Raw genomic sequence first — 12,642 nt, forward strand, 5'->3', positions numbered from 1 at the left:
TAGGACGTTGCCAGGCAACAACGCAGGACGACCGAGCATACGCTCGGTCGTTTTTTGTTTTAGCGATGCTCTCGACATAGAGGCATCGCTTTTCGTTTGCCTTTTTTTAAATCAATGATAAAATATAGTCAAAAGTCAAAGATGGTCAGAGGGTGGTGGAGATGAGAAATATTTCGGATGTCATCGAACAGTATTTGAAGCAAGTCTTGAAGGAAAGTCAGGCAAACGCAATTGAAATCAAACGTCAAGATATCGCACAACGATTCGAATGTGTCCCATCCCAAATCAATTACGTCATCAACACACGTTTTACCGTCGAAAAAGGATATTTAGTAGAAAGTAAACGTGGCGGTGGCGGATATATTCGTATTCGACGCGTTATTTTACACGAAAAGCAAGATGTTCTCTCTAGTTTGATGGATATCATTCATGAACATCCACGTTTGAACGAACAGCTCGTTGAAAATGTTCTGATTCGATTGGTTGAAGAACAGATGATGCACGAACAAGAGGCGCAGTTGATCTATCATCTCTTATCAGATGAAGCATTGAACTTACAAGTTGACGATCGCTCCTATATTCGACGTCAGCAACTACTCGCGCTGATGAAAGTACTTCGTTATCGTAATGGAGGGTAAGTCGTATGCTATGCGAACGTTGTAAACAGCGACCGGCTGTCAATGAAGTCGTTGTCATGGAACAGGACGTACCCGTAAAAAAACGGCTATGTCGACAATGTACGGTAGAACTTATGACGGGCTATGTGCCGGTCGTAAAGCGCTGCCCAACCTGTCAGATGACGCGTCAAGATTTATTGCGTGTACGAAAAGCAGGATGTGCTATGTGTTATACCGTATTTCGTGATGAACTGATTAAAATCACACGTCAATATCAACAAGGACATGATCATCATATCGGTTCGGTCCCTGACCAGTTACGTACACCACATGAACGAATCGAAGAGCGGCTCGAAAAATTGGCAGGGGAGTTGACCCGTGCTGTCGAACAAGAAGATTATGAACGAGCAGCACGCATTCAAAAAGAAATGAAGCAATTAGAAGGGCAAGGTGATGTCTAATGGAAACGTTCCTAACACATCCACTTGGTCCCAAAATGAAAGAGCGTGCCAAATTGGATGACCTGGTTGTCTCCACAAGAATCCGACTGGCACGTAACGTCAAAGACACTGTATTTTCGCCAGTCCTTTCTAAAGAAGGAGAACGTCAACTATGTGATCGTCTCGAAGGACGGTTACATGGGTTAAAGGGATTTGAATATCTTCATATGCGTGATTATGATGAAGTCACCCGACAGGCATTGATGGAAAAACATTTGATTAGTCCGGCCATTGCGACCAACGAAGAAAGTGCAGTCTTTTTAAGTGAAGATGAAACTATCAGTGTGTTGATTAACGAGGAAGATCATTTACGAATTCAGACCTTACTCCCAGGTTATCAAGTGAAAGAGGCGTTTGAATTAGCGACTCAAGTAGACGCACTGTGCGCGGAATCACTCTCATACGCCTTTGACGAACAGTTAGGCTACTTGACGACATGTCCAAGCAATATCGGAACAGGACTCCGGGCCTCGGTCATGTTACACTTACCGGGTCTCACGTTAACGGGTCGAATCAGCCCCATTTTGCGAGAGCTTCGAAAACTCGGCTATACGATTCGAGGTCGTTACGGAGAAGGTAGCGATACGGCAGGACGGTTGTTCCAGCTGTCAAATCAGCGGACATTAGGCAGTCATGAATCACAACTGTTAGCTGACTTTATGGAAGTGACAGAACAAGTGATTCAAGCAGAACGTCATGCGCGTGAAGAGCTCATCGCACATCGACAAGAAGAGTTAGAGGATCGGTTTTATCGGTCATATGGTATTTTACGATATGCCAAACTTCTTTCTTCTACGGAAGCCATTGAGCGACTATCTGATTTACATTTAGCGAGTGACTTAGGGATTTTGTCTGATTGGAGTCCGCCGAAGTTCCATGAACTCATCGTTCGGTTACAATCAGGTTTTCTACAAAAACATTTCGGGAAAACATTATCTACGCAAGAACGGGATCGAGAACGAGCGACACTTGTTCGTCGGACGTTAGATCAAGGCTTAGTTTGATCCAACTATAAGGAGGTTATGTCAATGATGTTTGGACGATTTACAGAACGAGCACAACGCGTATTAGCTTTAGCACAAGAGGAAGCCGTACGTCTTGGCCATCATAATATTGGTACAGAACATATTTTATTAGGATTGGTTCGTGAAGGAGAAGGAATCGCGGCAAAAGCGCTCTTCGCCCTCGGATTGACCTCTGAAAAAATCCAACAAGAAGTAGAATCATTGATTGGACGTGGTTCAGAGAATGGATCGACAATTCATTACACACCGCGTGCGAAAAAGGTCATTGAGCTCTCGATGGATGAGGCTCGGAAATTGGGACACTCTTACGTCGGAACGGAACACATCCTTCTAGGATTGATTCGTGAAGGAGAAGGGGTCGCGGCACGCGTCCTCAATAACCTTGGAATCAGTTTGACGAAAGCACGCCAACAAGTGTTGCAACTTCTCGGGAACACGGAGTCATCTTCAAATGCTTCGCAACCTGGGGCGAGCGCCGCAACACCAACGCTTGACGGATTGGCACGCGATTTGACACAACAAGCGCGCGAGTCTCGTTTGGATCCGGTCATCGGACGCGCAGGCGAAATTCAACGTGTCATCGAAGTGTTGTCGCGTCGGACGAAGAACAACCCGGTTCTAATTGGGGAACCAGGAGTCGGGAAAACAGCGGTCGTCGAAGGTCTCGCTCAGCAAATCATCAACAACGAGGTACCTGAAACGCTTCGAAACAAACGCGTCATGGTGCTCGATATGGGAACGCTTGTCGCAGGCACGAAATATCGTGGTGAATTCGAAGATCGCTTGAAAAAAGTGATGGACGAAATTCGTCAAGCTGGTAACGTCATTCTCTTCATCGATGAGTTACACACATTGATTGGTGCGGGTGGTGCAGAAGGTGCAATCGACGCCTCTAACATTCTTAAGCCGTCATTGGCTCGCGGTGAACTTCAATGTATCGGGGCGACTACACTAGATGAATACCGGAAGTACATCGAAAAAGATGCAGCGCTTGAGCGCCGCTTCCAACCGATTCAAGTGAACGAACCGACAACAGAAGAAGCTGAACAAATCCTACTCGGGTTACGCGATCGCTATGAAGCACACCACCGTGTGACAATTACAGATACGGCGATTCATGAGGCGGTCGTCCTTTCTGACCGTTACATCTCCGATCGTTTCTTGCCGGATAAGGCGATCGACCTCGTCGACGAGGCGGCATCAAAAGTACGACTTCGCTCATTCACGGCACCACCGAATTTGAAAGAGTTGGAATCCCGTCTCGAATCGATTCGTAAAGAGAAAGACTCTGCCGTACAAAGCCAAGAGTTTGAAAAAGCAGCTTCCCTTCGCGATACGGAACAGAAGTTACGCGATGAGTTAGAAGAGTTGAAAGCAGAATGGCAGAACAAGCAAGGTAACGAAAAACTTGAAGTGACGAAAGAAGATATCGCTCAAGTTGTTGCGAACTGGACAGGTGTACCGGTCACGAAGATTGCCGAAGAAGAGACAGACCGTCTCCTCAAACTCGAATCGATTCTTCACAACCGTGTCATCGGTCAAGACGATGCGGTGAAATCAATTTCCCGTGCGATCCGTCGAGCCCGGGCCGGATTGAAAGATCCGAAACGTCCAATCGGGTCATTCATCTTCCTCGGACCGACCGGAGTCGGGAAAACAGAGCTCGCCCGTGCAGTTGCCGAAGCGATGTTTGGCGATGAAGATGCCATCATTCGAATCGACATGTCCGAGTACATGGAAAAACATGCGACGAGCCGTCTCGTCGGTTCGCCTCCTGGTTATGTTGGTTACGAAGAAGGCGGTCAATTGACTGAAAAAGTGCGTCGGAAACCTTACTCGGTTATCCTACTCGATGAAATCGAAAAAGCGCACCCAGAAGTATTCAACATCTTGCTTCAAGTGTTAGACGACGGTCGCTTGACGGATTCGAAAGGTCGCACAGTCGACTTCCGAAACACAGTCATCATCATGACGTCTAACGTCGGAGCCGCAGCGCTTCAACGAAACAAATATGTAGGATTCACAGTGGAAGATGATGTGAAACGTGAATATACGGAAATGAAGGACAAAGTACTCGAGGAATTGAAGAAAGCGTTCCGACCTGAGTTCTTGAACCGGATTGATGAAATCACGGTATTCCATTCACTTCAAAAAGAGCACATTCAAGAAATCATCAAACTTATGGCAGAGACACTTAAGAAACGTCTCGCCGAACAAGGTGTTGATTTCAGCTTGACGGATGCGGCACTCGATAAAATTGCCGATGTCGGCTACGATCCGGAATACGGGGCTCGTCCTCTCCGTCGTGCCCTTCAACGGGAAGTGGAGGACCGCCTCTCAGAAGCAATGCTCGGCGGCACAATCGCTAGAGGCAGTAAAGTTGCGCTCGACGTACAAGATGGAGAGTTCGTCGTTCGTAACGAAGGTGTAGTTCAGTAAAACATTCAGCTCCCTCGTCGTTTAGAGGGAGCTTTTTTTAGACAGGAAGGGAACTTATGGCCAAAATTAAAACGAAATACGTCTGCCAATCGTGCGGATATGAATCAGCCAAGTGGATGGGGCGTTGTCCGGGTTGTAATGAATGGAATACGCTCGTCGAAGAGTTTGTAGAAGAGAAGAAAGCCAAACGTGGAGCGGCCTTTGTGCATAGTTCATCGCGACAATTGAAACCGGAACGCTTAGCGAACGTCGTCTCACAAGAAGAGACGCGCGTGCATACGAATAGTCGTGAATTTGACCGTGTCCTAGGCGGTGGGATTGTCCCAGGTTCACTCGTTTTAGTCGGCGGGGACCCGGGAATCGGGAAGTCGACCATTCTGTTACAGGTTAGCGCTCACTTAGCCCATAGTGGTAAAAAGGTGTTATACATCTCGGGGGAGGAATCTCTCAAACAGACAAAACTTCGTGCGGAACGGCTCGGTTTACCGACCGATGACTTGTTCGTGCTCGCTGAGACGGATATGTTGATGATCGAACGGGTTATTGATGAGGAGCAACCTGGATTTGTCATCATTGACTCGATTCAAACGGTATATATGGATGAGATTCAATCGGCGCCAGGGAGCGTGTCACAAGTTCGAGAATGTACGGCCGCCCTCATGAAAATTGCGAAAACGCGAGGGATTGCGGTCTTCATCGTCGGTCACGTGACGAAGCAAGGGTCGATTGCCGGCCCGCGCTTACTTGAACATATGGTCGATGCGGTACTTTATTTTGAAGGGGAGCGTCATCATACGTTCCGTATTTTACGGGCGGTGAAAAACCGTTTTGGATCGACGAACGAGATTGGCATTTTCGAGATGAAAGAGAGTGGACTAGAGGAAGTGCTTAATCCATCTGAAATATTCTTGGAGGAACGCACGGCGGGCGTATCGGGTTCGACCGTTGTCGCCTCGATGGAAGGTACGCGGACGGTACTCGTGGAACTCCAAGCACTCATCTCTCCGACATCGTTCGGCAACCCGAGACGTATGGCCACGGGCATTGATCAAAACCGAGTCGCGCTGCTCATGGCCGTGCTCGAAAAACGTTCCGGTCTCTTGCTTCAGACGCAGGATGCGTACTTGAAAGCAGCCGGTGGCGTCAAACTGGACGAACCGGCGATTGACCTTGCGATTTGTATCTCGATTGCCTCGAGTTTCCGTGATCGTCCGACTCGTCCGACGGATGTCTGCATCGGTGAGGTCGGATTGACTGGGGAAGTGCGACGGGTTTCCCGAATCGAGCAACGTGTCGCCGAGGCGGCAAAACTAGGTTTTACACGGGCCATCATCCCGAAAAATAACATGGGGGGATGGACCGCTCCGGCAGGGATTGAAGTCGTCGGGGTCGAACAGTGGACGAAGCACTCCAGTTGGCGATTCCGTTCTAACGGGTCGCCACTGGCAGTTTTTAACGCTTTGTAACGAACGTGATTGAAAAAATCATGTTACAATGAAAGTGTTATTTTTTGAAATTTTATTTCATATAGAAGGAGGTGGAATGAGTGAAGATTGCTGTACGAATCGGATTTATTTTGATTGGACTCGTCGTGGGTTGGTTCGGAATCATCGAAGCGACGCTTTTATTAGCAGACCTTGGCATGAATGTGCCGGAGTGGTTAACGATTCCATACGTAGCAAGTTTGATTGGTGGACTTATCTTCTTCATTCTTAGTTTATTCTTAACAGATGGTGTTGTTGCATTTATTCGTTTTGTCGAAGAACGGCTCGTCCGTTTACCGGTAGGGGATATCTTATTCGGTTCGATCGGTCTCATCATCGGGCTCTTGATTGCCTTTTTGATTAGTGTATCGCTTGAAGTCACGAATATTTTCTTACTGAGTAAAATCGTTCCGATTTTTGTCACGGCCCTGTTTGGTTACTTTGGTTTCGCGGTCGGCTATCGGAAGCGTAACGAATGGATCAAACTATTTGTGAAGAGCGAACGGGAAAAGCCTGCGGCTGAACCAGTCCAACGCTCTAATGATAAGATTTTAGACACGAGCGTCATCATCGATGGTCGAATCGCGGATATTGCGACGACTGGATTCGTGGAAGGAACATTGATTGTGCCCCAGTTCGTCATCGGCGAACTGCAATACATCGCCGACTCCTCGGATACGTTGAAGCGGAATCGTGGACGTCGTGGACTGGACATCTTGAAGGAACTACAAGAGAACAAGCGCATCCAGGTTGAAATCTATGATGGAGACTTCGAAGACGTACCGGAAGTCGACATCAAATTGATTAAACTAGCTGAACTGAAAAACGGGATTGTTGTTACGAATGACTACAACTTAAATAAAGTGTGTGAGGTACGAAATGTACCGGTCTTGAACATCAATGATTTGGCGAACGCCGTCAAACAGATTGTCATTCCTGGTGAAGAGATGGTCGTGACAGTTATTAAAGAAGGAAAAGAGCAGAATCAAGGGGTTGCTTACCTTGAGGATGGGACAATGGTTGTCGTGGAGGGCGGACGTAAATTGATTTCGAAGACGCTTCCTGTCGTTGTGACGAGTGTCTTACAAACGTCTGCAGGCCGTATGATTTTTGCCCGTCCGGAATAACGGATCAAAAAGAGACGCGAGAGCGCTCTCTTTTTTCACGAAGAGAGGTATTAACATGGTAGCTTATACAGTTGTCATCCCGGCTGCGGGAAGAGGGAAGCGGATGGGTGCGGATGCGAATAAGTTGATGCTGACGCTCCGTGACAAACCGATTATTGCTTGGACGTTACAGGCGTTCGATACCGATCCGTGGTGCGAACGAATGGTGTTAGCCATCCGGCCAGAAGAACGTGACTGGTTCGAGGCGATGACGTCACAGATGAAGACGCCGGTTACATACGTAGCAGGGGGGGAAGAACGACAACAGAGTGTCCATGCAGGACTGAAGGTTGTTGCACCCGATACGATTGTGATGATTCATGACGGTGCGCGTCCGTTTGTAAAACGTGAACAGTTGCATCAAGTGGCTGAAGCGGCACTGCAAGGTGGTGCCATCTTGGCGGTACCCGTTAAAGATACGGTCAAACAAGTTCAACGTCATCACATCGAACGCACCGTTCCCCGTGAAAACTTATGGTTGGCACAAACGCCGCAAGCCTTTCAGGCGAAAGCGATTTTGGCGGCACATGAACGAGCGGTCGAACAACAGGTGATGGGAACGGATGATGCCAGTTTGTTTGAGTGGCTCGGCGAATCGGTACAAGTGGTCCTTGGGGACTATCACAACATCAAAATGACGACGCCCGAAGATTTATTGTTCGGCGACGCGATTTTAGCGAAGGAGGAATTACAATGAGAATTGGTCAAGGCTTTGATGTACACGCATTTGCAGAAGGACGTCCGTTAATCTTAGGGGGAATCGAAATCCCACATGAGCGTGGACTTCTCGGTCATTCTGATGCGGACGTGTTACTCCATACCATTGCGGATGCGGCACTTGGAGCAATTGCGGCAGGTGATATCGGGAAACACTTCCCGGATACGGATCCGGAATTTAAAGATGCAGATTCGAAAGTATTGCTTCGTCACGTCTGGCAGCTCGTGAAAGATCAAGGCTACGTTCTCGGAAATGTAGATGCGACGGTCATGGCTCAACGTCCGAAACTTCGTCCTTACATTGATGAGATGCGCGCGGTCATTGCCGAACTTCTTGAGGCGGACATCGAGCAGGTGAACGTGAAAGCGACGACGACGGAGAAACTGGGCTTCACGGGACGCGAAGAAGGGATTGCGGCGCAAGCGGTCATCTTACTCAACCGGGCTTGACAGAAATGGTATACTATTTGGGCAGAAGAGAAGAAAGGTGGAACTATTATGAGTGAAGTGCGTGTACGCTATGCGCCTAGTCCGACGGGGCATCTCCATATCGGAAATGCGCGGACGGCGTTGTTTAACTACTTATTTGCTCGCCATGCTGGCGGAAAAATGATTCTTCGGATTGAAGACACTGACCAGAAACGGAATGTGTTGAACGGTGTCGAGAGTCAGATGAAATACTTGGAATGGCTCGGCATCGACTGGGATGAAGGTCCAGGGCGTGACGGAGACTACGGTCCGTATTACCAAATGGAGCGTCTTGCGATTTATGAGAAATACGTCAATGAGTTGATGAGCAAAGGCCTTGCTTATAAATGCTACATGACCTCGGAGGAGCTTGAAGCAGAGCGTGAAGCACAAATCGCACGTGGGGAGGCACCACGTTACTCGGGTGCGCACCGTAACCTCACTGTTGAAGAACGTGAAGCGTTTGAAGCGGAAGGGCGTAAACCGTCTATTCGGATTCGTGTGCCGGAAGGCGTGACGTATAAATGGACAGATGTCGTCAAAGGAGACGTCTCGTTTGAATCGAAAGATTTCGGTGACTGGGTCATCGTGAAACAGGACGGCATTCCAACGTACAACTTCGCAGTTGTCGTGGACGACCATTTGATGAAGATCAGTCACGTGTTGCGCGGGGACGACCATATCGCGAACACACCAAAACAGATGATGATCTATGACGCACTTGGTTGGGACTATCCTGAATTCGGTCACATGACGCTCATCTACAACGACCAACATAAAAAGTTATCAAAACGGGACGAATCGATCATTCAGTTCATCGAACAATATGCGGATCTCGGCTACTTGCCAGCAGCGCTCTTCAACTTCATTTCGCTCCTTGGCTGGTCACCCGTCGGGGAAGAAGAAATCTTCTCGAAAGAAGAGTTCATTGAAATGTTTGATGCGAAACGTTTGTCGAAGAGTCCGGCAGTTTTTGACCAACAAAAACTTTCTTGGATCAACAGTGTATACATGAAGAAGGCCACGCTTGACGAAGTGGTGGCACTCAGTTTACCATTCTTACAAGAAGCAGGACGATTACCCGAGGCGGTATCTATTGAGGAAGCGGATTGGGCGACAAACTTGATTGCATTGTATAAAGAACAAATGACGCACGGAGCAGAAATCGTCGCGTTGACAGACTTGTTCTTCAAAGATGAAATCGAGTATGACGAGGAAGCGAACGCTGTCCTTTCAGGTGAAACGGTACCTGCTGTTCTTGCAGAGTTCAAACAGCAGCTCGAAGCAATCGAAGACTTCACTCCGGAAGCGATTAAAGCGGCGACAAAAGCGACGCAAAAAGCTACCGGTCAAAAAGGGAAAAACTTGTTCATGCCAATCCGTGTCGCGACGACAGGACAAACACATGGACCAGAACTCCCGAACGCCATTTCGTTAATCGGAAAAGAGCGTGTGTTGAAGCGTCTGACAACTCTATTAGCGTAATAAAGGCATTGATGAGGAAAGTAAGCGGTACGACACGTTGCAGAGACTAGAACCTAGGCTGGGAGTTCTAGATGTGTCCCCCGAAGAAGTGCACCTCTGAGCCGTCTCGGTGATATGTAGTCGAGACCGTGACTCGGCGTTAACGAGACTTGAGAGGGGAACGCATTTTCCCAAACAGAGTGGAACCGCGCTTACGGCGTCTCTGTGCCTTGGCACAGGGGCGTCTTTGTTTTTGTATAAGAAAAGGAGATATCGATTATGGGATTTTGGAGCAGTGTACGCGAAGACTTGCGGACTGTCCTGGAACTAGACCCTGCCGCTCGTTCGAAAGTAGAAGTGGCACTGACTTACCCAGGCCTTCACGCCATATGGGCACATCGCATCGCGCACGGATTATGGAAACGTAACATGAAACTGGTGGCCAAATTATTAGCCCAATTCAGTCGTTGGTTGACCGGGATTGAAATTCATCCGGGGGCGGTGCTTGGGGACCGCGTGTTCATCGATCACGGTTTCGGTGTCGTCATCGGTGAGACGGCGATTATCGGGAATGACGTCACTATCTATCAAGGCGTCACCCTGGGTGGAACGGGGAAAGAGAAAGGGAAGCGTCACCCGACAATCGGGAGTGACGTGCTTATTTCAGCGGGGGCGAAAGTACTTGGTAACATCACGGTCGGCGATTGCGTCAAAATCGGAGCGAGCTCGGTCGTATTGAACGATGTGCCGTCTGATTCGACCGTGGTCGGAATTCCAGGTCGTGTCGTCATCCGAAACGGTAAGCGTGTGAAGCAACATGATCTAGATCATCGTTTCCCAGATCCGGACCGCGAATGCCAAGAACGCTTAGAAGCGGCAGTGGATGAACTACAACAAAAATTAGCAACGCTTGAAAAGCGGATGGAGGAGAAGACACATGATTCAGCTGTACAACAGTCTCACGAATAAAAAAGAACCGTTTGTCCCGATTGTTCCGGGTAAAGTATCGATGTACGTATGCGGTCCGACCGTTTACAACTACATTCATGTCGGAAACGCCCGTCCGGCGATCGCCTTCGATACGGTTCGTCGCTACTTGACGTATCGTGGGTACGAGGTCAAATACGTCTTGAACTTCACAGACGTGGATGACAAGATCATTCGTACGGCGAATGAATTAGGAGAAGACACGGAGACGCTGACGAATCGCTATATCGAGGCGTATTTAGCAGATACAGGGGCACTTAACGTTCAACCGGCAGACGTGCATCCGCGTGTTACCGATACGATGGTAGAAATCATCGAATTCATTCGTCAATTAGAGACGGAAGGGTTCGCTTATGAATCAGAAGGAGACGTGTATTTCCGGACGAAGAAGTTTGAGACTTACGGAAAATTGAGTCAGCAATCGATTGAAGATTTGCGGGCCGGGTCACGTGTCGATGTCGGGGAGAAGAAAGAAGACCCGCTCGACTTCGTCTTATGGAAAGCGGCTAAACCGGATGAACCATCATGGGATAGTCCGTGGGGCAAAGGACGTCCGGGCTGGCATATCGAATGCTCGGCGATGGCGAAAAAACATCTCGGGACAACAATTGATATTCACGCGGGCGGGCATGATTTGAAATTCCCACACCACGAGAACGAGATTGCTCAGTCAGAAGCTTGCAACCATGCGAAGTTCGCCAACTATTGGTTGCATAACGGCTTCATTAACATTGAAAATGAGAAGATGTCTAAGTCGCTCGGAAACTTCCTCCTCGTCCATGAGGCGTTGAAAGAAGTCGACCCGATGGTCCTGCGCTTCTTCATGTTGTCTGTCCATTATCGTCATCCGATCAACTATAGCCGAGAATTGATTGAACAAGCGGCGAACGGCTGGAGCCGAATCAAGGAAGCTTATCAAAATATTGAATATCGCTTGTCGGTAACGGCTGGACTTGGAGAGGCGAGCGAGTCGATGGAACGGAAGCTTGAATCCATCAAAGCGTCTTTCATCGAATCAATGGATGATGATATCAATACGGCCAACGCCGTGACCGTCCTCTTTGACTTGGCACGGGAAGCGAACATTTATGCGAAGGCCGATCATGTGGCAAAAGCGACGCTAGAACAGGTCCTGTCGCTATTTGATGAATTGACGGGTGTCCTCGGCTTGACGTTGGCAGAAGAAAAAGAACTATTGGATGCCGAGATCGACCAATTGATTCAAGAACGGAACGACGCACGGGCGGCACGTAATTTTGCCCGGGCTGACGAGATTCGTGATTTACTAAAAGAACAAAACATCCAACTCGAAGACACGGCCCAAGGGGTTCGGTGGAAGCGGTTATGATGCAACCGAAACAAATGAATGCCCTTGCGCTCGCTTACATGGGAGACGTGGTATACGAAATGGCTGTACGGAGACGCCTGCTCGAGAAAGGATTGACGCGCCCGAATGACTTGCACCGGGGCGCGGTCCGCTACGTCAATGCACGGGCGCAGGCGAGCGTCGTGACATTTTGGTTAGAGACGGATGCGTTGACGGAAGAGGAACAGGCTGTCGTCAGACGTGGAAAGAATGCGAAATCAGGATCGGTTCCGAAACGGGTCGATGTGCACACGTATCGTTATTCCACGGCGTTTGAGGCACTGATTGGGTATATCTATTTGACAGAAAGAAGGGATCGTCTTGAAGAACTCATCAAACAAGCGTTCGAACGACTCGAAGCCGAGTCGACCGAAACGACATGACGGAAATCGGGGAGCGGAGAAACGAA

General features: G+C 48.6%; 12 protein-coding genes and 1 other annotated feature. All 12 genes read left to right on the forward strand.

What is annotated here, in order from left to right; all coding sequences use genetic code 11:
- Positions 1–161 precede the first annotated feature (161 nt).
- The 12 genes from BBB58_RS02725 to BBB58_RS02780 all read left to right on the forward strand — a co-directional run bounded on the left by BBB58_RS02725 (position 162) and on the right by BBB58_RS02780 (position 12,616).
- A complete protein-coding gene (locus BBB58_RS02725; protein WP_074035340.1) occupies positions 162–638 on the forward strand; it encodes a CtsR family transcriptional regulator in 477 nt (158 codons plus the stop codon).
- A 5-nt stretch (positions 639–643) separates the two neighbouring features.
- Entirely contained in the window at positions 644–1,078 is a 435-nt protein-coding gene (locus BBB58_RS02730; protein WP_074035342.1) for a UvrB/UvrC motif-containing protein, read from the forward strand.
- Complete coding sequence (locus tag BBB58_RS02735; RefSeq protein ID WP_074035346.1) at positions 1,078–2,121, forward strand: protein arginine kinase; 1,044 nt, start codon at positions 1,078–1,080, stop codon at positions 2,119–2,121. The genes BBB58_RS02730 and BBB58_RS02735 overlap by 1 nt, the downstream gene beginning before the upstream one ends.
- A gap of 24 nt (positions 2,122–2,145) precedes the next feature.
- Complete coding sequence (locus tag BBB58_RS02740; protein ID WP_012727705.1) at positions 2,146–4,581, forward strand: ATP-dependent Clp protease ATP-binding subunit; 2,436 nt, start codon at positions 2,146–2,148, stop codon at positions 4,579–4,581.
- Positions 4,582–4,637: 56 nt separating this feature from the next.
- The gene (gene radA / locus BBB58_RS02745; protein ID WP_143180213.1) at positions 4,638–6,047 is read left to right on the forward strand and encodes a DNA repair protein RadA; all 1,410 of its coding nucleotides are present in this window, start codon (positions 4,638–4,640) and stop codon (positions 6,045–6,047) included.
- Positions 6,048–6,127: 80 nt separating this feature from the next.
- Positions 6,128–7,192, forward strand: coding sequence for a PIN/TRAM domain-containing protein (locus BBB58_RS02750; protein ID WP_012727703.1), 1,065 nt, complete (start codon positions 6,128–6,130; stop codon positions 7,190–7,192).
- 55 nt (positions 7,193–7,247) lie between these two features.
- Positions 7,248–7,928: a 2-C-methyl-D-erythritol 4-phosphate cytidylyltransferase gene (gene ispD, locus BBB58_RS02755; protein ID WP_012727702.1), complete on the forward strand. Its 681-nt coding sequence runs from the start codon at positions 7,248–7,250 to the stop codon at positions 7,926–7,928.
- Positions 7,925–8,398 carry a 2-C-methyl-D-erythritol 2,4-cyclodiphosphate synthase gene (gene ispF, locus BBB58_RS02760; RefSeq protein ID WP_012727701.1) on the forward strand — a complete coding sequence of 158 codons (474 nt, stop codon included), beginning with the start codon at positions 7,925–7,927 and terminating at the stop codon, positions 8,396–8,398. The genes ispD and ispF overlap by 4 nt, the downstream gene beginning before the upstream one ends.
- Before the next feature lie 45 nt (positions 8,399–8,443).
- A complete protein-coding gene (gene gltX, locus BBB58_RS02765) occupies positions 8,444–9,901 on the forward strand; it encodes a glutamate--tRNA ligase (RefSeq protein WP_208606723.1) in 1,458 nt (485 codons plus the stop codon).
- Positions 9,901–10,108, forward strand: a binding site (T-box leader). (Overlaps the previous gene by 1 nt.)
- A gap of 51 nt (positions 10,109–10,159) precedes the next feature.
- Positions 10,160–10,849 (forward strand): serine O-acetyltransferase, encoded by a 690-nt coding sequence (gene cysE / locus BBB58_RS02770; protein WP_074035352.1) that lies wholly within the window; start codon positions 10,160–10,162, stop codon positions 10,847–10,849.
- Positions 10,818–12,215, forward strand: a complete 1,398-nt coding sequence (gene cysS / locus BBB58_RS02775) for a cysteine--tRNA ligase (protein WP_074035353.1) — start codon at positions 10,818–10,820, stop codon at positions 12,213–12,215. The genes cysE and cysS overlap by 32 nt, the downstream gene beginning before the upstream one ends.
- The gene (locus BBB58_RS02780; protein ID WP_074035355.1) at positions 12,212–12,616 is read left to right on the forward strand and encodes a Mini-ribonuclease 3; all 405 of its coding nucleotides are present in this window, start codon (positions 12,212–12,214) and stop codon (positions 12,614–12,616) included. The genes cysS and BBB58_RS02780 overlap by 4 nt, the downstream gene beginning before the upstream one ends.
- The last annotated feature ends 26 nt before the right edge of the window (positions 12,617–12,642 follow it).

The organism is Exiguobacterium profundum (assembly GCF_001909285.1).
GTDB classification, from domain to species: domain Bacteria; phylum Bacillota; class Bacilli; order Exiguobacteriales; family Exiguobacteriaceae; genus Exiguobacterium; species Exiguobacterium profundum.